This is a genomic window from Rhodococcus sp. NPDC059969 (assembly GCF_042738325.1).
GTDB lineage: Bacteria > Actinomycetota > Actinomycetes > Mycobacteriales > Mycobacteriaceae > Rhodococcus_F.
Genome location: NZ_JBHWUF010000008.1, coordinates 293,917 through 313,082 on the forward strand (window position 1 = coordinate 293,917; position 19,166 = coordinate 313,082).

General features: G+C 62.8%; 17 protein-coding genes. 6 read left to right on the forward strand and 11 right to left on the reverse strand.

Annotation, left to right across the window (positions count from 1 at the left end; translation table 11 throughout):
* Positions 1-143 precede the first annotated feature (143 nt).
* From ACFWAD_RS22225 to ACFWAD_RS22235, 3 genes are all read left to right on the forward strand, one after another.
* Positions 144-2,291 carry an MMPL family transporter gene (locus ACFWAD_RS22225; RefSeq protein ID WP_378547750.1) on the forward strand — a complete coding sequence of 716 codons (2,148 nt, stop codon included), beginning with the start codon at positions 144-146 and terminating at the stop codon, positions 2,289-2,291.
* A gap of 102 nt (positions 2,292-2,393) precedes the next feature.
* Positions 2,394-2,804 (forward strand): DUF302 domain-containing protein, encoded by a 411-nt coding sequence (locus tag ACFWAD_RS22230; RefSeq protein WP_378547835.1) that lies wholly within the window; start codon positions 2,394-2,396, stop codon positions 2,802-2,804.
* 90 nt (positions 2,805-2,894) lie between these two features.
* Positions 2,895-3,164 (forward strand): metal-sensitive transcriptional regulator, encoded by a 270-nt coding sequence (locus ACFWAD_RS22235; protein ID WP_230814895.1) that lies wholly within the window; start codon positions 2,895-2,897, stop codon positions 3,162-3,164.
* 72 nt (positions 3,165-3,236) lie between these two features.
* Here ACFWAD_RS22235 and ACFWAD_RS22240 read toward each other — a convergent pair whose 3' ends face one another.
* Positions 3,237-4,040: an alpha/beta fold hydrolase gene (locus ACFWAD_RS22240; RefSeq protein ID WP_283306994.1), complete on the reverse strand. Its 804-nt coding sequence runs from the start codon at positions 4,038-4,040 to the stop codon at positions 3,237-3,239.
* A gap of 111 nt (positions 4,041-4,151) precedes the next feature.
* Here ACFWAD_RS22240 and ACFWAD_RS22245 point away from each other — a divergent pair, with 111 nt between their 5' ends.
* Entirely contained in the window at positions 4,152-5,087 is a 936-nt protein-coding gene (locus tag ACFWAD_RS22245; protein WP_230814893.1) for a methionyl-tRNA formyltransferase, read from the forward strand.
* 14 nt (positions 5,088-5,101) lie between these two features.
* Here ACFWAD_RS22245 and ACFWAD_RS22250 read toward each other — a convergent pair whose 3' ends face one another.
* Positions 5,102-6,868, reverse strand: a complete 1,767-nt coding sequence (locus ACFWAD_RS22250; protein ID WP_378547838.1) for an ABC transporter ATP-binding protein — start codon at positions 6,866-6,868, stop codon at positions 5,102-5,104.
* Positions 6,869-6,891: 23 nt separating this feature from the next.
* The gene (locus tag ACFWAD_RS22255; RefSeq protein WP_378547754.1) at positions 6,892-8,646 is read right to left on the reverse strand and encodes an ABC transporter ATP-binding protein; all 1,755 of its coding nucleotides are present in this window, start codon (positions 8,644-8,646) and stop codon (positions 6,892-6,894) included.
* A 156-nt stretch (positions 8,647-8,802) separates the two neighbouring features.
* Here ACFWAD_RS22255 and ACFWAD_RS22260 point away from each other — a divergent pair, with 156 nt between their 5' ends.
* Together ACFWAD_RS22260 and ACFWAD_RS22265 are read left to right on the forward strand one after the other, a co-directional pair.
* Positions 8,803-8,976 (forward strand): hypothetical protein, encoded by a 174-nt coding sequence (locus ACFWAD_RS22260; RefSeq protein ID WP_214886961.1) that lies wholly within the window; start codon positions 8,803-8,805, stop codon positions 8,974-8,976.
* A gap of 103 nt (positions 8,977-9,079) precedes the next feature.
* Positions 9,080-10,543, forward strand: coding sequence for a trehalose-6-phosphate synthase (locus ACFWAD_RS22265; protein ID WP_378547841.1), 1,464 nt, complete (start codon positions 9,080-9,082; stop codon positions 10,541-10,543).
* 87 nt (positions 10,544-10,630) lie between these two features.
* Here the strand turns inward: ACFWAD_RS22265 and ACFWAD_RS22270 are convergent, their stop codons facing one another.
* From ACFWAD_RS22270 to ACFWAD_RS22305, 8 genes are read right to left on the reverse strand one after another with little or no spacing between them, the layout of a single operon-like run.
* Complete coding sequence (locus tag ACFWAD_RS22270) at positions 10,631-11,158, reverse strand: twin-arginine translocation pathway signal (RefSeq protein ID WP_378547757.1); 528 nt, start codon at positions 11,156-11,158, stop codon at positions 10,631-10,633.
* Positions 11,155-11,961: a hypothetical protein gene (locus ACFWAD_RS22275; RefSeq protein WP_378547760.1), complete on the reverse strand. Its 807-nt coding sequence runs from the start codon at positions 11,959-11,961 to the stop codon at positions 11,155-11,157. Before ACFWAD_RS22275 ends, ACFWAD_RS22270 begins: the two co-directional genes overlap by 4 nt.
* Positions 11,961-13,355, reverse strand: coding sequence for an MCE family protein (locus tag ACFWAD_RS22280; protein WP_378547763.1), 1,395 nt, complete (start codon positions 13,353-13,355; stop codon positions 11,961-11,963). The genes ACFWAD_RS22275 and ACFWAD_RS22280 overlap by 1 nt, the downstream gene beginning before the upstream one ends.
* Positions 13,352-14,599, reverse strand: a complete 1,248-nt coding sequence (locus ACFWAD_RS22285; protein ID WP_378547766.1) for an MCE family protein — start codon at positions 14,597-14,599, stop codon at positions 13,352-13,354. Before ACFWAD_RS22285 ends, ACFWAD_RS22280 begins: the two co-directional genes overlap by 4 nt.
* Positions 14,599-15,903: an MCE family protein gene (locus ACFWAD_RS22290; protein WP_378448971.1), complete on the reverse strand. Its 1,305-nt coding sequence runs from the start codon at positions 15,901-15,903 to the stop codon at positions 14,599-14,601. Before ACFWAD_RS22290 ends, ACFWAD_RS22285 begins: the two co-directional genes overlap by 1 nt.
* Positions 15,900-16,958, reverse strand: coding sequence for an MCE family protein (locus ACFWAD_RS22295; protein ID WP_378535244.1), 1,059 nt, complete (start codon positions 16,956-16,958; stop codon positions 15,900-15,902). The genes ACFWAD_RS22290 and ACFWAD_RS22295 overlap by 4 nt, the downstream gene beginning before the upstream one ends.
* The gene (locus tag ACFWAD_RS22300) at positions 16,955-17,974 is read right to left on the reverse strand and encodes an MCE family protein (protein ID WP_378547769.1); all 1,020 of its coding nucleotides are present in this window, start codon (positions 17,972-17,974) and stop codon (positions 16,955-16,957) included. Before ACFWAD_RS22300 ends, ACFWAD_RS22295 begins: the two co-directional genes overlap by 4 nt.
* A complete protein-coding gene (locus ACFWAD_RS22305; protein WP_378448970.1) occupies positions 17,974-19,158 on the reverse strand; it encodes an MCE family protein in 1,185 nt (394 codons plus the stop codon). Before ACFWAD_RS22305 ends, ACFWAD_RS22300 begins: the two co-directional genes overlap by 1 nt.
* Positions 19,159-19,166 lie beyond the last annotated feature (8 nt).

Here is a 19,166-nt window from a genome sequence, read left to right on the forward strand (position 1 = left end):
TCCGTATCACCGAAGTTCGTTCCACCGTCACTGATCAGACGGCGCCCCCAGCAGCATAGAGAACCTTCGGAAGTGACAATCGGATACCCCTAGGGGTATACAAGTGACAGTCAGGAATACCCCCACCCGTATCAGGAGTGAAGATGTCAGCGACCAAAACTGTCACCGCGGACCCACCCGACCAAGCCGACGGCATACTCGCGCGACTCGGTCGATCGATGGCGGCGCACACCCGTCTGGTCGTCGGCGTCTGGTTGATCGCGCTGGTTGCACTCGGCGCCGCAGCGCCCAGTGTCTTCACCTCCCTGGCCGGCGCGGGTTGGCAGGCAAACGGATCCGAGTCGGTGCAGGTTCGCGAGTTGGCCGAGCAGCATTTCGGCGGAAACTCCTCCGCCGCAGTGCAGGTGGTCGTTCACTCGAATTCTCTACCCATCACCGATCCGTCGATGCAGCAAACTCTGGCCACGGCAACCGAAATCTTTGCCACAGACCCTCGTTTCGGCGAAGTGATCGCCCCTCAGCCCGGCATGACCATCAGCCCGGACGGACATACCGGCATCATGATCGCGGGCGCCAATGCGAATACCGACGACATGGTGCGCGCAGTAGACGAACTCGGCAAGAAACTCACGGCACTGTCCACGGACACGATCGAGGTGTACCCCACCGGCGCGTCGGCGTTGTGGAGCGATTTCAACAAGGCCAATCACGAAGCGATGATCAAGGCCGAAATGATGTCGTGGCCCGTCACTCTCGCGATCATGGTGTTGGCCTTCGGATCGCTGGTTGCCGCGGGACTCCCGCTACTGCTGACCCTTGCGGGCCTGGTCGCTTCGGCGGGCGGACTCGTGATCCTCAACGAGATCACGCCGATTTCCGTGTGGGCCATGAACTTCGCGATGATGTTCGCCCTCGCGCTCGGTATCGACTACGCACTCTTCCTCGTCGCCAGGTTCCGAGAAGCACTGCGAACCGATCCAGATCCGCGAGCTGCCGTGGCCCAGACGATGGACACCGCCGGCAAAGCAATTGTCCTCTCCGGCCTCACAGTTCTGGTCAGTTTGTCTGCGGTTCTTCTCGTTCCGGCTCCCGCCGTACGCACGATGGCTGTCGGCATCATGCTCGCCGTGATCTTCGTTCTCGCCGCAACCCTCACCCTGCTACCCGCCGTGCTCGGCAGGATCGGCGTCAAGGTCAACGGCGGTTCGCTACCGTACGCAAAGCGCCAGCAGCACCGCTCCCCGATGTTCGCAGCCTGGGCGTCGCTGCTGCACAAGCACCCGTGGCCCTTCGGCGTCGGCGCCCTGCTCATCCTGATCGCACTCGTCGTGCCGGTCTTCGGACTGAAGGTGGCAATGCCCACCATCGCCGTGGTTCCCGAGGACGCCCCGGTTCGCCAGGGCTACGAACTGGTGCAGCAGCAATTCGGTGACGGCGCTCCCGGAATGTTGCAGATCGTCACATCCGCAGACGATGCAGCAGACACCTCGCGAGTTGCCATGAACGTCGACGGCGTGGCCATGGTCACTCCGGCGCAGCACGCAGCCGACGGATCTGATCTGGTTATGCTGCAAGCAGTTCCCACTGTCGACCCATCGGATCCTGCAATGGAAACCATCCTTGCGAACCTTCGGTCGCAGCTACCGGAATCAGCGCTCGTCGGCGGCGCTCCGGCCGAAAATCTCGACCTTCAGCAGGCGTTGAACGACTACCTGCCCATCGTCGTGGTCGTGATTCTGACGCTCGGATTCCTGTTGCTGCTGATCGCTCTTCAGGCACCTCTGATCGCCTTGATCGGCACGCTGGTCAGCCTACTGTCCACTGGGGCCGCGTTCGGAATCGCGAAGCTGATCTTCCAGGACGGTCACGGATCCGGCCTGCTCGGTTTCGATCCCCAGGGATTTCTGAACGGGTGGGGTCCGGTCTTCTTCTTCGCCATGATCTTTGCCATCGCGATGGACTACACCGTGTTCCTGCTCTCGAGCGCAAAGGAGCACTACGAACGGACGGGCGACCCCGAGATCGCACACATCGACGGCCTCGCGCATTCGGGTCGGGTCATCGCGGCGGCGGCAGCGGTGATGGTTGCGGTCTTCTTCACTTTCGCACTCGCAGATCCGCTGCCGCCTAAGGAGATGGGAATCATCCTCGGTGTGGCTGTGCTCCTGGACGCGGTGCTCGTCCGCTTGGTGCTCTTGCCCGTACTCCTGCGTCTCACCGGCCGGGCAGCCTGGTGGGCACCGGCATGGCTACGACGCATCCTGCCGAACATCAGCTTCTCGCATGGCTGACCGTGTACCCGACATCACTGTTGAATTGATACCCCCAGGGGTATCATGGAGACAACGGAAATCGAAGCCGAAGACATCGAAACCAACGAACAGGAGCGGGCAATGACAACCCCCACGGAACCGATAGCGATCACAACCAGGGTCACCGGAACTTTCGACGACGTCGTCACTCGCACACGTGCCGCACTCGCCGAGCAGGGCTTCGGCATCCTGACCGAGATCGACATGCAGGCAACCCTCAAAGCGAAGCTGGACGAGGACATGGAAAAGTACCTGATCCTGGGTGCCTGTAATCCACCACTGGCCCATCGGGCAGTGTCGGTGGATCGTCAGATCGGCCTCCTACTGCCGTGCAACGTCGTCGTCCGCGAAGATACGACTACCGAGAACTCGTTCTTCGTCGAAGCGATGAATCCCGCTCTCATGGTTCAGGTTTCCGGCGAACCAGGCCTGGAGTCCGTGGCGGCCGACGCCGCCGTCAAGTTGCGCGCGGCAGTCACCTCGATCATCTGACACCACAGTCGGATCGAGCACTGGATCAAACGCTGACATGCCCCCAGGGGTACCCTCGGTCGCAGCACGAACACTCGAGAAGGGGCCACCATGACCGGCGACGAAGAGAGCATTTCGCTCGTATTGAACAGACTGCGGCGTGCTCACGGCCAACTTGCCGGGGTCATCTCGATGATCGAGAACGGCCGCGACTGCAAGGACGTCGTCACGCAGCTCGCAGCCGTGTCCAAAGCGCTGGACCGAGCAGGGTTCAAGATCGTCGCTTCCGGGCTGCGTGAATGCCTCACCGGTGAAAGCGCCGAAGGTCAGGAACCGATGACCGAGGCCGAACTCGAGAAGCTGTTCCTGGCACTGGCATGAAACAAGAGGAAGGGCCTGACCCGCAGGTAGCGGATCAGGCCCTTTCTCGCGTGCGAAAGAACTGCGAAAGAACTACTTCGCCAGGAAGTCGATCAGCACCTTGTTCACGGCCTCGGGACGCTCGAGGTATCCGTAGTGCCCGGCGTCGGGAATCTCTTCGTACGACGCCGTCGCGATGCAATCCGCCACCTCGCGGGAGAGGTAAGGCGGGATCATGCGGTCGTCGGCGAACGCGACGGACAGGCACGGGCGCATGATCGACTTGTACTCGTTACGTCGATCGAAAGCACGGTCCATGCCGAGCTGCGCGCGAACACCCGGTGACGTTGCGCCGCCGGTGAACTCGAAGATGTCCATCCAGTCGCGCGCGGAGTGATCGTCGGCCAGCGTGGCCGGCGAGAGGTTCATCACCGCCGTCACCGCGGCGCGGTACTTGGCCGGCAGGGCGACGCCGCTGTCGAACAACTGACGCTCACCCTCGGTCAGAACCTGCTGGAAATGATCCATCCGAGCGTGGCCGGCGAGGAACACTGCTTTGCGAACCAGATCCGGCCTGGCGAGCGTCAGTTCCTGCGCGACCCGGGCACCCATCGAGGTTCCGATGACATGGGCCGGGCCGCCGCCGAGATGCTCGATCAGTCCGGCGGTGTCCGCAACCATGTCGGGCATCGTGATGCCGCCGAGGCTCTCGCCGGACGGTGCGATTCCGCGGTTGTCGAAGGTGGCGACGCGATAGCCGGCGGCCACCAATGCCGGAGTCTGGTGCAGATCCCAGACGCGGCCGGGGCTACCGGTCCCCATGATGAGCACCACCAGATCTCCATCACCCTTGACCTGGTAATTGATGGGGATTCCGTTGATTGTGGCGACCGTCATGTCAGCCTTCCTCCTCGTACGTGTGATCAACAATTTTGGTTGGATAGCCTAAGCTGATGGGCGGTCGTGTGACCGCCAACCCCAGCCCATGCTCGTCCAGGAGGACCCCCGTTGAGAGTCGCTACGCTCGGATACCAAACCTGGGGCCACCGTACCCTGCAGGCCTTGATCGACTCCGATCACGAGGTCGTGCTGGCAATCACACACCCGAAGAGTGAGCACGTCTACGAACAGATGTGGGCGGACTCGGTTGCAGATCTGGCGGCCGAGAACGGTGTACCCGTTCACGTGGCGAACAAGCCTGACGACGCCTTCAAGGCCGCGCTGGCCGAAGCTGCTCCCGACATCATCGTCGCCAACAACTGGCGCACCTGGCTACCGGCGGAAGTCTTCGACGCGCCCAAGTACGGCACCCTCAACATCCACGATTCGCTGCTGCCCAAGTACACGGGGTTCTCCCCGCTCATCTGGGCCTTGATCAACGGTGAAGAAGAAGTCGGCCTCACGGCGCACCTGATGGACGAGGAACTCGACGCGGGCGATATCGTCCTGCAGCGTTCGACGACGGTCGGCCCCGCTGACACCGTCACCGATCTGTTCCACCGCACGATCGACATGATCGGCCCCATCACACTCGACGCACTGGATCTGATCGCATCCGGGCGGACCGACTGGACGCCGCAAGACCGCTCGCAGGCCACCTTCTTCCACAAGCGTGCACCGCAGGACAGCCACGTCGACTGGTCCTGGCCGGCCGAGGTCATCGAGCGTTTCGTCCGGGCGCAGTCCGATCCGTACCCCAACGCTTTCGCGGAGTTCAAAGGCCAGCGCATCCGCATCCTGAAGGCGTCCGTCTCACGCGGGCACTACGGCGGAACCCCCGGCCGAGTCTTCATCCAGGAAGACGACGGCATGGTAATCGTCGCGGGCCCCGACGCGTGGTCGGGCAAGAACAAGGGACTGCGAATCGAGCGCATCCGACTCGACGACGGCAGTGAGTACACCGCCGCCGAGTTCTTCCCCCACGGCGGCGGGTACCTCACCTGATCGTCTGAACGCCCTCAGTCGCGACCCTCCCAGGCCGCCCACAGTTGCGCGTAACGCCCGCCCGCGGACACCAGTTCGCGGTGCGGGCCTTCTTCCACGATCTGCCCGTGCTCGAGCACGATCACTCGGTCGGCGCCCGCGGCTTGGGTAAGCCGGTGTGCGACAACCAGAGTGGTACGCCCCTCGGTAGCGGCTTCGGCAGTCGCTTCCAGTTCCCGTGCTCCGGCGCTACCGGCCTCCGCTGTCGCTTCGTCCAGTACAGCGACGGCAGGGTCGGCCAATACCAGTCTCGCCAAGGCCAACTGCTGCGCCTGCGCTGCCGTCATCTCGTGCCCGCCCTCGCCCACGACGGTCAGCATTCCCTCGTCGAGAGCCTCAACCCACTCGTGCGCGCCGACGGTCCGCAGCGCAGCGGCAACGTCCTCGTCCGAGGATTCGGGAGCGGCCAATCTCAGATCCTCGATCAGGGGCCCGGCAAAGACGTGGACCTCCTGACTCACGATCGCGATGTGGCGTCGTAGGTCGTCGAGGTCGGCAAGCGGGACACCGCCGATCGACACGCGCCCCGACGTCGGAGTGATCGAACCGGCAGCGATCGCAGCAAGCGTCGTCTTTCCGGCTCCGGTCGAACCGACGAGCGCCACCCGCTCCCCCGCTCGCAGGCTGAGCGTCACTCCGTGAAGTACCTCGTGACCGCCGTCGTAGCTGTGTCTGATGTCGTCCAGACGAAGGGAGCCGTCGGTCGGAACGGAACCCGTATCCGTCGAACGTTCCGTTTCGGGGATCTCGACAACGCCGACCAGCCTCGCGAGGCTGGCGCCGGCGGACTGCACTTCGTCGAAGGTGTAGAGCAGTGAGCCGATCGGGTTGAACAGGCGATGGAACAGCAGTGCAGCCGTCGTCGTCTGACCGACTGTCACGACGTCCTCACGAACCAGCAGGAATCCGACGACGAGGATCATGGACAGACCCACGAATTCGGCGCGGTTACCGCGACCGGCGAATCTCGTGAACAGGCCGAACACTCCGACGGCCAGATCACGCGCTTTTGCCGACGCTGCATCGATCTGACTGAGATGTTCCTTCTCGAGGCTGTACGCGCGCACCGTCTTGGCACCCTGGAGGCTACTGATCAGCGCCTGTGAACGAGCGCCCATCGCAACTCGCTCGGCAGCGTAAATGGGAGCCGATCGCGGCAGGTACCACTTGAGCGCCAGCGCGTACATCGGCAGCGCGACCATTCCGGCGAGGCCGAGTCGCCAGTCGAGACCCAGCATGGTCACCATGCTCAGAGCCACGAGCAGAACGGCCGCGATCATGCCGGGAACCACGTCGGACACAGCCTTGGCGATCACCGACACGTCGTCGCCGACTCGTGAGAGCAGATCACCCTTTCCGACCTTCTCGACGGTCTGGATCGGCAGGCGCAACGCCCGGTCCACGGTTCGCTCGCGCAGATCCGCCAGGATCGTCTCACCGAGTCGCTTGATCAGATAGGCAGCCACACCTGTGAACACACCGCCCACGATTGCGGCGGCGGCGATGATCACGACCACCCCGACGATCGTCGATGTGGGCGCGTTGTCCCGGACCCGGTCGACCAGGACACCGAAGACGTAAATCGGCACCAAGGCCATCGCCGACGCCGAAGCCGCGACGATCAGGACCAGCAGGCTCTGCATCCGGTGTTCGGCCAGCGCTGCCCGCAACCACTTCCAGGTCTGGCGACCACTCGCGATCGGCAGCAACTCGCGCTCTGTCACCTTCTCTGCGGCCGGCATATCGGTTGTCATGTCCGTGGCCGTCACCGCAGCACCGCTCCTCGGTAGTTCGCGTCGCCGCGAGAGAGTTCGGAATGTGTGCCGATCGAGGCAATCACTCCGTCGTTCAACACGATCACTCGATCCGTCACGGCCAGAAGAGCTGGGCTACTGGTGATCAATACCGTCGTGTGGATGCCACCGGCACCCTCGTGCCGCAGTTCCGCGATTCCTTCGGCGATCGACGCCTCGGTCACCGCGTCGACCGCCGTAGTCGGATCGTGCAGGACCATCACGGGCGCCTTTGCCACCAATGCGCGTGCAAGGGCGACGCGTTGACGCTGGCCTCCCGACAAGCTCGCGCCTCGATCGGTCACCTCGAGGTCGAGGCCGTCCGGATGTGCGTCGACGACATCAGCCGCCGCAGAGGCGGTCAAAGCGCTCTGGATTTCGAGAACAGCGGCATCACCGGCGCCCGCGGTGACATTCGACGCGAGGGACCCGGAGAACAGATCGGTGATGTGCGGCTCCACCAGCACTGTGCGACGCGCCAATCGCAAGTCCATGTCGGACAGGCTGATTCCGCCCACTCGGACCACGCCGCGGTACGCATCCTGCGGCAGCTGCCCGGACAGGACGGCGACAAGAGCGTCGGCGTCCTGCGGTTGATAAGCCACGACACCCAGCAGTTCTCCGGCAGGCAGGTGCAGATCGATGCCCTTGAGAGACTTGTACTCGACGGCGTCGAGGGTCAGGTCGGTACCTTCGAGCTCGGTCAGCGAACCCGCTCCCCGCAGCGGCTCCGCGTCCAAGACCAGTGCCAGACGATCCGACGACGCCCTCGCCACCGCGAAGTATCCGGGAATCGACGCGAGCAATCCGAGCGGTTCGATGATGAACTGCGCAAGCCCCACCACGGTGATCAGTTCACCGACCGTGATCCGGCCCTGCAGCGCGAAGTAACCCGCGAAGCCGGCAACACCGACTGCGAGCAACGCACTGATGGTCGCGGCAACACCGGTGTAGACACCGGTGGCCTTCGCCGTGCCGATCGTCGACGCGAGCGCCTGCCGGCTGACCGTGCGGTAGCGCGTCGACGCGGTCTTCTCACCGCCGATACCGCGCAGCGGACGCAGTCCACTGACCAGATCCGTAGCCATCGCCGACGCCCGAGCGATCGACGCCTGCTGACCGGTGGCCCGCGACGTGATGAGCGGCGCCGCCAGTTGCAGCAGACCGAGAATGACCGGAGTACCGATCAGAACAGCCAGTCCCAGCCACAGATCGATCCACACCAACGCCACCGCCGACGCCACCGCAGCGGTCAGGGCCGCCGCGGCGCGCGGGACGATGTCCGCGATCCACGAAGTCTGTTCGGCGTCCGACGTGGAGACCGTCAGCAATTCGCCCGATCGCAGATCGGTACGCACCCCGCGTGGATCGAGGACGCGGTGCGCCACCTCGAGCCGGAGACGATGAGCCTCCTGCTGCATCGCGGTGACGATGAACCGGGCGCCGAAACGCCACGCGGCCGTCAGAACGAGAAACAGAGCCGCGAGACCGAGGATCGAGACGATCAAGGCCGTGGTGTCCGAAGTCTCCACCGCACGGTCGATGATCACACCGATGGAGATCGGCACCGCCGTCTCGGTGAGTTGGTGCAGACAGACCAGGGCAGTGCCGATAGCGAGCGGGCCACGGTTGCGGACCAGGACGCGTCGCAAAATCGCAGCACCGCTGTGATTGCCACTCTCCGGCTCGTCCGAGTCGACGGTCACACTCGAGGGGGTCGAACTCATGGAACTCCAAGCATCGATGGAAGCGATAAAGTTGAGTACAGAGATAAGTAAGTCGACCCTAATACATGAGCAACTAGCGTCGACACGCCCAGTTCTCATAGAGTCGCGAGTAAGAATCATTGCTTGCGCCGTGCAGGCAAGCACGAGAGGAACATGATGGCTGAGAACACGACCGTCGAAACCGAGATCGCGGACGAGGAAATCGAGACCGTCGCCGAGGAAACAGCGCGCATGGCGCAGCGCGTTGTCGCTGCCTACGCAGAAGATGCCGACGAGTGCAGGATGCTGCTCTCGATGCTCGGTATCTCCCCCGCCGCCAAGCTCGACTGAATCTTTCCCTCACCGACCGAGAAGGAACCACGTGCCTGTCAGTCCGGATTCGACCAGTTCAACCCTTTCTGACAGCGCACCTGCTTCTTCGACCGGTGACACCGTGTCCGGGCAGGCCGAGTTCGTCGTCGTAGCGAACCGCCTGCCCGTCGACTTGGAACGACTTCCCGACGGCACCACCCGCTGGAAGCGGAGCCCCGGTGGATTGGTCACTGCCCTCGAGCCGATCCTGCGCAGCAATCAGGGCGCCTGGGTGGGCTGGGCCGGCGTCCCGGACGCAGACCTCGACCCGATCGTCGAAGACGGACTCGAGCTCTACCCTGTGCCGCTGAGCGCCGAGGAGATCAACGAGTACTACGAGGGATTCTCCAACGCCACCCTCTGGCCGCTCTATCACGACGTCATCGTCAAACCCGAGTATCACCGTGAATGGTGGAACGCCTACGTCGAGGTGAACCGGCGGTTCGCCGAAGCCACTTCCAAAGCAGCGGCACAGGGCGCGACCGTCTGGATCCAGGACTACCAGCTGCAGTTGGTACCGAAGATGCTGCGGATGCTTCGTCCCGACCTCACCATCGGATTCTTCCTGCACATTCCGTTCCCCCCGGTCGAGCTGTTCATGCAGATGCCCTGGCGCACCGAGATCGTCGAAGGCCTCCTGGGCGCCGACCTCATCGGCTTCCATCTTCCCGGCGGCGCACAGAACTTCCTTTACCTGGCGAGACGCCTTGCCGGGCAGCAGACTTCACGCGGAACCGTCGGCGTGCGCTCCAAACTCGGTGTGGTGCAAGTAGGTTTCCGCAGCGTCCGCGTCGGCGCCTTCCCCATCTCCATCGACTCCGGCAAGCTCGACGAACTCTCGCGCACCAAGACAATTCGGGACCGCGCCAAGCAGATTCGCAAAGAACTCGGAAACCCCAAGCACATCATGCTGGGTGTCGACCGCCTCGACTACACCAAGGGCATCGACGTCAGGCTCGCCGCACTCCACGAACTTCTCATGGAGAAGCGCATCGATCCCGCCGACACCGTCATGGTGCAGTTGGCGACCCCGAGCCGCGAACGCGTCGAAAGCTACGTACAGATGCGCGGAGACATCGAGCAGAAGGTCTCCCGAATCAACGGCGAGTTCAGCGAAGTCGGCCGCCCCGTCGTCCATTACATCCATCGGCCGATCCCACGCGACGAACTGGTCGCGTTCTTCGTCGCTGCCGATCTCATGCTCGTCACGCCGCTGCGTGACGGCATGAACCTGGTCGCGAAGGAATACGTCGCCTGCCGCAGTGATCTGGGTGGCGCTTTGCTGCTCAGCGAATTCACCGGTGCTGCAGCAGAACTCCGCCAGGCATTCCTGTGCAATCCCCACGACCTCGACGACGTCAAGGATTCGATGGAGAAGGCCCTCAATCAACCGCGAGAGGACGGCCGTCGCCACATGCGAGCATTGCGTCGTCAGGTCCTGACGCACGACGTCGACCGCTGGGCACGTTCGTTCCTCGATGCGCTCGCGCACGGCGGCGCAGCAGGCCCGGCGCTGATCGCCCCGGCCGAATCCGGAGAGCACTAGGCCAGTGCAAACAGGCTGGAGCCGAGGAGATCAAATCTCCTCGGCTCCAGCCTGTTTCATGTCCGGATCCAGCCTTCGTGTGTCTGATCAGAAGGGTTGGACGTTGTTCACGAGCCAACGCCCGTCCTGCTTCTCCAGACTCATCTTGACGCGACTGCCACTGGCGACGGCTTCGGGCGACTCCGAAGACGTGGTGATCTGATTGAGGAACAGCATCGTCGTCGCACTGTCGGCCTCGGCGTCGAGAACCGCGGCGCCCTGCACGACCACCTGAACGGTCAGTGACTTTTCCTTGGCGCCCGGAATGATCACCGATTCGATCAGATTGGTGAACGTGCCCTGGAAATCACCCGTCAAACCATCTGTGGCCGCATGCAACTGCTGGTCGACGTTGTTGTAATCGTACTGGAACATCGCTACCGCTTGATCGGAAGAAGCCTGCGCCACTTCGTCTCTGGTCTGGTCGATCGCTGCGGTGTCACGCGTTCCGTCCGGGCCGAAGTAGAGATACGCCGACACTGCCGCCAGCGCGATGGCCACTGCACTGATCACACACAGAACGATGGCGAGCAGTGAGACGCGCTTGGCCTTCTCTGGGACTACTTCTGGGGTCATGGCACAAACTCCACATTCGAGGCAAGCAACTGCCCGTCGACGTCGCACATGGTGATTCGGAGTCGGTAGTTGCGTTCGGCGGGCGCTTCGTCACCGTTCTTCTGCATTGCTCGCACCGCGACAAGGGAAGTCCCGCAATCGCCGTCAGACTTCTCGAACCCGGCCTCGAGCACCTCACCGTCGGTCTGAACTCCAGCCTGCCCGAGGACGTTGACAAACGAATCCTTACGACCGTCGAACTGCGACTTGAACTCGTCGGTGGTGCCGGCGAGGAACTTGTCGAGGTCGGCGGCCGCTGTATCCGCATGCAGCGTCGTCAGATTCAGTGCGGTGGTCCGGGCTCCGGCCACGTAGCGCGCTCGGTCCTCGTCGGCATTGGACGCCTTGTTTCGATCGACGAGGAGAAACACCGTCAGGGCAGCAAGAGCAATGGCGATCACCGAAGCTACGGCGATCCCGACTACCAGCCCGGCCTTGGGCTTGGACTTGGGCTTGTGCTCGGAACGAGCAGGAGTGGTGAAACTTTCGCCGGCCGTGGCGGTTTCCGAGCCGCTGCTGACGACGCCAGTGCTGACGACGTTCTCAGGTGGAGTATCGGGCTTGCCCAGAGAAACTGGGACCGCCGGCTTCTGTTCAGCCGGCTTCTGTTCGGCTGTCTTCTGTTCGGTCGGCTTCTGTTCGGCTGGTTTCTTTTCGGTGGGCACTACTACCGCGGCAGCGTCTGCATCCGCACCCGTGGGTCCGGCGCTGCGAGACGCGCGACGGCGCACCCGCTGCCCGGCCTGTGGATCTTCGTCTGTCATCAACCCTGCTGACCCTTCATGAACTGTTCGAGACTGACGTCGCCGCCACCGAGGTTCGGTTGCGAGTACGTCCTTCCGTCCGGCCCGATGTACTTGCCTGTAATCGGATCGTACCGACGCGCCGAGACCGAAGGCGTCGACGTGTACGAGCTCGGGGTCGCGGTTATCGGTTCCGGCGGCCCGGATTGCGGGTTGGTGCCCATCGGTACGTAGCCGGAACGGCACTGCTCGACCGTCGGCGCACGACGTCCCGGATACTCCTCGCAGGGAAGGTTTCTCGCGCCGCGCACCGCGATCGGCGAATCCTGGGCAACCTGGCAGAACAGATCCGACGGCGTCTCGATCGGTGATTCGTCCTTCGGACTACGCCACTGGTCTCCGGGTAGGAATCCCGTTGTGCACGGCGGCGGGTCGTTGACCTCCATGTGGAAGTCCACCAGCGCGCCGTCCGCAGCCGGACCGGAGCCGGCCACCGTGACCAGCGCTGCGGCCAGCGGCGGGTAGATGACCAGAATCTGCTCGATCGCGTTGTTGTAGATCACCCCGACCTGTCCGACGGACACCAGGTTCGCCAGCAGGATCGGCAATGTCGGCTGCAAGTCTTGCAGAAGAGTATTCGCCTCCGCGGCAGCTGCCGGGCCCTTCTGGATGACGGCACGCAGGTCTGGGTCGCTGGCTCGGAGCTGGTCGGTGAACGTCACCAGATTGCTTGTCCAGGAACGGATGGCGTCGCTGCTGACCACCTGAGTGTCCAGGAGTGGACCGGCTTGCTCGATCAACGTCTTGGTCGCGTCGGAGTTGTTGTTCGCCTCCTCGACGAACAGCCGAGCCGAGTCGATCAGCTTCTGCAGATCCGGGCCGGCACCGTTGAACGCCTTGAAGGATTCGTCGATGACGGTCTTGAGTTTGGTGTCGGAAATGCTCTGCAGCAACACATCTGCCTGGTCGAGCATCGCGCCGACATCCTGCGGGATGCTGGTTCGGTCTTCGGGAATCACCGATCCGTTCTCGAGATGACCGTCCACCACGATCGCACCGGAACTGTCGGTGTGCGGAATCAGATCGACAAACTGCTCGCCGATCGCCGACACACTCTTGACTGCTGCGTCGACGTCCGAGGGCACCTTGACGCCACTCTCGAGAGACAGACGCGCGTTCACTCCCGTCTCCGAGAGCTCCACCGCGTTCACGACGCCGATGGTCTGACCGCGGTAGGTGACGTTCGAGTTCTTGTACAGTCCACCGGTGGCGGGCAATTCGACGGTGACGTCGTACCGGCCGATACCGACCATCGCGGGAACACGCACGTACTGAGTGGCCATCACGATCAATCCGACGACCGTCAAGACGGCGAAGATGATGAGCTGGATGCGGACGAACTTTGTGAGCATCATGGTGCCGGTGCCCCCTGAGGAAGTCCTGGAATGTTGATCGGCGGAAGTCCCGGAATCTGAATGGTATTCGGATCCGCTGCCGGAGTCTGTCCTGCGGGAGCCTGTCCGGCAGGGGCCTGTGCGGGCGGTGCGGCAGGCTTGAGCGGATCGCTCAACGGGTTGCCTGTCTGTCCGGCCAGCCCAGCCTGCTTGCCCAACACGCCTTCCGGTCCGGAGAGCGTTCCGGCCAACGGAGTTCCGGTGAGGAAGTTCGCGTCCAGTCGGGGCAGCGAGATATCGATGGTCATGGCCAGGTTGGCGTAGTCACCGCGAATGACGTTGTCGATTCCGTTCTGTGGGAACGGGAACGTCAGGAGGACTCCGAGAACCTGGGTGAGGGCATTACCCGAATCCGCCAACGCTTTCAGAGTCGGCGACAGCGCGCGAACGTTGGTCGCGAAATCGTCACCGCTCTCCTGGATGACGCGGCTCGCCACCTCGCTGAGACCACCGAGGGAGGTCAAGGCGTCGGTGATGTCCTGACGCTGAGCGACAAGAACCTCGAGTGCCGGCGGAATACCTTCGAGCGCTTTGTTCAGGGTGTCGTGCTGGGCCTGGACCGTCGAGGACAGTCGATCGAGTCCCTCCATCGCCGAAACGATGTCGCCTCGTTGCTTGTCCAGGCTGCCGACCAGCTGATCGAGCTGAGGCAGGAGGTCGCGAACGGAATCTTCACGCCCACCGAGAGCGGCGTTGAGTTCCTTCGTGATGTCCTGCACCTGAGCGAGACCGCCGCCGTTGAGTACCACCGACAGCGACGACAGCGTCTGTTCCGTCGTCGGGTAAGCGCCTGCCCGCTCGATGGGAATCAGGTCACCGGCTTCGAGTCGCCCCTCGGGCTCCTCCCCTACCGGCGGCGCCAACTCGATGTGCTGAGAGCCGAGCAAGCTGGTCTGACCGATTTTTGCCGTCGCATTGGCCGGCAACTGAACCTCGGGGTTCAGCGACACCGTCACCAGAGCGTGCCAGCCTTGAACCTCGATGTTCGAGACGCTTCCCACTGCGACGTCATCCACCCGGACGGGCGAATTCTGCGACAGCGTGGTCACGTTCGGCATCTCGATCTGAACCTCGTACGCTCCTTCGCCCCGGCCCTGAGTGCCTGGCATCGGCACCGAGTTGAGGCCGTTCCATTCACAACCGCTGGCGCCGAGAGCCACTGCTGTGGCCAACACGGCAACCGTGGTCTTGCGAGCTACCCGCATCAGTTCCCTCCGCCCATGTTGAAGAGTTCGGCGAGATCCTTGGGAACACTCGTCATGGGAGCACCTGACATCGGTCCTGCGACGGTTTCCGGCTGATTCTGACTTGCTGCTTGCAATCCCGGTTCGGTGTAGACGATCTGGTCCGGGAAAGCCTGCACGCCCGCGACCGGGTTGAACAGGAATCCGGGGTAGTTGCCGATCATCGTGCTGAGGACCGGTCCGAGGTACTGCTTGCACAGATCGGCACTGTTCTGGGAGTTACCACTGTCGATGCCTTCGATGGAACCACAGATCCACTGGATCGGATTCTTGAAGTTACTCAGTGCAATTGCGCCGGTCATGCTGCCCTGCGCCGGCTTGTAGATCTGGTAGAAATTGGCCAGCGAGGTCGGTCCGGAGTGCAGAACCTGCTCGATCTCGGGGCGCTTGTCCGTCAGTACCTGGGTGGCATCGGCCAGACGCGCGACCGATTCGCTCAGGCCCTCGCTGTTGTCCTTGACGAACCGCTGAACGTCGCCCACCGCCAAGTCGAGATCACTGAGTGCGGTGCCCAACTCGTCGGAGCTGCTCGCGAGAACGCTTGTCACCGAAGCGAGATGACCACTGAACTGCACGATCTGCTCGTTGCTCGAGGACAATGCAGTGACGAACGCCTGCAGGTTCCGAATGGTGGAGAACAGATCGGTCCGGCCTTCGGACAGCGTGTGCATCGTGGCCGAGAGTTCGCGCAGCGTCGACCGAATGGACTCGCCGTTGCCGTCGAGATTCGTTCCGACGGTGTCGATGAATCGTCCGAGGGAGCCCTGATCGTCCAGCCCTTCCGGTCCGAGTGCGTCCGACAGTTTGGTGAGCTCGGTCTTGATCTCGTCCCACTCCACCGGTACGGCGGTGCGCTCGATCGGGATCTCGCCGCCGTTGGGCATCTGCTCCCCGCCGGAATACACCGGGGTCAATTGCACGAAACGTGCGGACACCAGGCTTTGAGCAACGATGAGCGCCTTGGCATCTGCCGGAACGTCCACGCCCGAGTCGATCTTCATCTCGACGTAGGTGTCCCGATCACGCGGTTCGATCTTGGTCACCTTGCCGACGTTGACACCGAGCACTCGCACGACGTCACCCTCGTAGAGACCGGTGGTCGAGACGAAGTGCGCGGAGATCTTGGTCTTGCCCAGGCCTGGGATGAAGAGGTATGCCGCTCCGGCCACGAGCAGAGCGACCAGCACACCCGCGCCGATCAGCACCCACTTCTTGCGTGAGTTGGTGGAGCCTTGCGAGTCCCGTGAATCCAATGTCTCGGTCATTCTCCCGGCCCCCTGATCGTCGGTGGAAGACCGGGGAAGAAGTCTTCCAGGTCGCCCGGGACCTGCTCGGGCGCGACGCTGGTGTCCACCAGGGTCTTCCACCAGTTACTCGGCAGAATGTTGATGATGAAGGCGTCGAAGAACGGGCCGCTGGCCACGGTCTCACCGAGCGCGGTGATGTACGGTCCGAGGCCGTCGAGCGCCCCGGCGATGTTGTCCTTGTTCTGTTGAAGAACCTCGGCGACGGAATTCAGTTTCTCGAGAGTCGGCCCCATCTGGGCTTCGTTCTCCTGCACCAGCGCTGAGAGTTGACGTGAGACTGCGCCGGTATTGACGATCAGTTCGCTGATCGCGTCACGCCGCAGGCTCAGTTCGGCAAACAGCTTGTTGCCGTCGACCAGCAACGAATCGATCTGACCGCTTCTGTCGGAGAGGATCTTGGTGACATCTTCGGCCCGCGATAGCAATTGGAGCAGGCTTTCGTCGCGCGAGTTGATGCTCTGCGAGAGCCTCGTCATTCCGTCCAATGCGGTGCGCAGTTCGGGCGGAGTATCGGCCAGTGTGTCCGAGATCGCGTTGAGCGAATCGTTGATCTGTTCCGTGTCGAGTTCGGACACCGTGGTCCCGAGGTCGCCGAGCGCGTCGTTGAGCGAGTACGGGGAGTTGGTGCGTTCGATCGGAATCGGCGTATCCGTACGCAACAGTCCGGATCCTTCCGGCCGTACCGCCAAGGACTTTCGGCCGAGCACCGTGTTGGTCTTGATGTCGGCAGCCGTCTGCTCGCCCAGGGCGACACCGTCCTGAACGGTGAAGGTGACCAGTACCTTCTGGTCGTCGAGTTCGACGTCGCTGACCTTGCCGACGTTCACGCCGGCCATGGTCACGTTGTCGCCGGCGACCAGGCCGCCGGCATCTTGGAAGTACGCCGAGTAGCGAATGCCGCCGTTGATGAACTGGAGTTGATCGTATTGAAGTGCGGCACCGACGGTTGCCACCGCCAGGACGAGGCCGATGACACCGATCTGTACAGGATTACGTTCACGGGTAGGGGTCATGAGACTTTTGCACACCTTCCCGTGTCCTGGACTGCCGTGGGCAAGATGATCGTCGTTCCGTCAGGTCCGGAGAACTTGAAAGTGTTGGCGCACAGATAGAACTGGAAGAACGCTCCGTACGTGCCCACTCGGATCAGCTTCCGGTAGTCGGACGGCAGACGACCGAGAGCGGTGTTGATGTCGTCCTTGCCGAGGTCCAGCTGCGTCATCGTGCGGTTTGTCTCTCCGATCAGGGTCTGGATGTCCGGACGTGTCGCCTGCAGCAACGACGCGAGATCTCCGGTAGCACCGGCGATCTCGGTGATCGAGTTACCGATCGGGCCACTGTCCTTCGCCAATCCGCTGACCAACTGCTGGAGCTGATCGATCGTGGTGGAGAACTGATCACCCTTGTCGTTGATCGTGCCGAGTACGTCGTTGAGGTTGGTGATGACGTCCCCGATCAGCTGATCGCGGTCCGCCAGCGTATTGGTGAACGAACTGGTGTTTCCCAGAAGCGAAACCAACGTCCCGCCCTGGCCCTGGAGTACCTGGAGCAAGGCTCCGGAGAGGTCGTTGACCTGCCGGGGATCGAGTGAGCGCAGCAGGGGCTTGAACCCCCCGAGCAGCAGGTCCAGATCGAGAGCGGGTGAGGTCTGGTCGACCGGAATGGATCCACCCGACGGCAGCGTCTCGGTGGAACCGGCGCCCTCGAGCAGTTCCATGTAGCGATCGCCCACCAGGTTCTCGTAGCGCACAGTCGCTTTGGTGCTCTTCATCAGCGAGTACTGGGTGTCGACGTCGAACTCGACCTCGGCCTGGTTGGAGTCACCGATGGACACTCCGGTCACCGACCCGACCGGAACACCGGCGATACGTACCTTGTCGCCGGACTTGAGTCCCGATACATCCGAGAAGGTGGCGTGAAATCCGTTGCTGCTGCTGAAGCGCACCTGACTGAAAACGATCGCCAGTCCGGCGAAGATGACCGCCATGACGACGGTGAAAATCAGCAGCTTGACCGTGGTCGGTCTCATCACTTCCCGTCTTCCTGCTCGTAGGAGTCACCGAAGAGGTACTGGAAAATGGTCGGCACGGTGACGCGCAGTTCGGTGTTGGGAACGAAGGGCACGTTGCCGGTGTTGGTGACTGCGAACGGGGCATGCCCGTCGACCTTCGGATCGAATTCGGGCAGACCGTAACAGTTGGGTCCGCCGGAGGCCGCGACCTTGGGGAGAGATTGCGGGTTCTGGTACGCCTCGGCGCCGTACATGAAGCTCGCGCTGAGCATGAGCGCCGCTTTGTCGCCGGTGCCGGCCAGTGGCTCGAACTTGATCCGGCCGTCGTTCAAGCCGACGATGAAGCACGTCAGGCCCGACGAGTACTTGTCGAGGAGGGTCGTCGTCGCGGTCAGAGTGTCGAGGGCGGTGGTCAGGTTCTGCTCGTTGTCGGTCAACAAGGCGTTGCCGGTGTTCGCGAGGCCGGTGACGTTGAGCAGCAGCAGGTCGAGGTTCGCCTGTTCCGCCACGATCGATCCGCTTGTCGCGGTGGCGTTGTCGAGGATGCGCATCAGATCCGGTGCCACATCGGCGTACAGGTTGGTGACATCGGCGGCTCCGACCAAGTCTTCCTGTAGCTGCGGCAGAACCGGATTCATCTTCTTCAGGTAGGTGTCACCGAGCTCGAGAACCTCGCCCAGCGACTCGCCGCGCCCGTTGAGCGCAGTGGAGATCGCGCCGAGCGTGGCGTTGAGCTTCTCCGGTTCGATCTTCGCGAGTACGTCCGAAAGATGTTCGAAGACACTGTTGAACTCGACGGTGACGCTGTCCGAAGCGATGACGGCACCCTCCTGGATCGGCTGGGTCGAGGGATCGTCGGGAATCACGATGTTGACGTACTTCGCACCGAACACCGTGGTGGTCTTGATTTCCACCCGGGCATTCGACGGAATCTTCGACATCTGTCCCGGATCCATCGCCAACTTCAGGTTTGCCTGGTCGCCGACGAGTGAGATCGATTCGACGCGGCCGACCTGCACTCCGCGCAGCTTCACCTTGGCATTCGGTTCCATGACCAGGCCGGCGCGCGAGGACGTCACGGTGATGGGCGTGCTCTTGGTGAACCCACCCGAGAACATGGTCAGGGCAACGGCAACGATCGCCACGAGTCCGAGGACCAGGCCGGCTGCGGCCAACTTCTTGTGCCATCTGGGTACGGTCATCGCTTGCC

Coding starts and splice junctions, on each gene's coding strand:
- ACFWAD_RS22225 (WP_378547750.1), top strand. CDS start 144: ATGTCAGCGACCAAAACTGTCACCGCGGACCCACCCGACCAAGCCGAC.
- ACFWAD_RS22230 (WP_378547835.1), top strand. CDS start 2,394: ATGACAACCCCCACGGAACCGATAGCGATCACAACCAGGGTCACCGGA.
- ACFWAD_RS22235 (WP_230814895.1), top strand. CDS start 2,895: ATGACCGGCGACGAAGAGAGCATTTCGCTCGTATTGAACAGACTGCGG.
- ACFWAD_RS22240 (WP_283306994.1), bottom strand. CDS start 4,040: ATGACGGTCGCCACAATCAACGGAATCCCCATCAATTACCAGGTCAAG.
- ACFWAD_RS22250 (WP_378547838.1), bottom strand. CDS start 6,868: ATGCCGGCCGCAGAGAAGGTGACAGAGCGCGAGTTGCTGCCGATCGCG.
- ACFWAD_RS22255 (WP_378547754.1), bottom strand. CDS start 8,646: ATGAGTTCGACCCCCTCGAGTGTGACCGTCGACTCGGACGAGCCGGAG.
- ACFWAD_RS22260 (WP_214886961.1), top strand. CDS start 8,803: ATGGCTGAGAACACGACCGTCGAAACCGAGATCGCGGACGAGGAAATC.
- ACFWAD_RS22270 (WP_378547757.1), bottom strand. CDS start 11,158: ATGACCCCAGAAGTAGTCCCAGAGAAGGCCAAGCGCGTCTCACTGCTC.
- ACFWAD_RS22275 (WP_378547760.1), bottom strand. CDS start 11,961: ATGACAGACGAAGATCCACAGGCCGGGCAGCGGGTGCGCCGTCGCGCG.
- ACFWAD_RS22280 (WP_378547763.1), bottom strand. CDS start 13,355: ATGATGCTCACAAAGTTCGTCCGCATCCAGCTCATCATCTTCGCCGTC.
- ACFWAD_RS22285 (WP_378547766.1), bottom strand. CDS start 14,599: ATGCGGGTAGCTCGCAAGACCACGGTTGCCGTGTTGGCCACAGCAGTG.
- ACFWAD_RS22290 (WP_378448971.1), bottom strand. CDS start 15,903: ATGACCGAGACATTGGATTCACGGGACTCGCAAGGCTCCACCAACTCA.
- ACFWAD_RS22295 (WP_378535244.1), bottom strand. CDS start 16,958: ATGACCCCTACCCGTGAACGTAATCCTGTACAGATCGGTGTCATCGGC.
- ACFWAD_RS22300 (WP_378547769.1), bottom strand. CDS start 17,974: ATGAGACCGACCACGGTCAAGCTGCTGATTTTCACCGTCGTCATGGCG.
- ACFWAD_RS22305 (WP_378448970.1), bottom strand. CDS start 19,158: ATGACCGTACCCAGATGGCACAAGAAGTTGGCCGCAGCCGGCCTGGTC.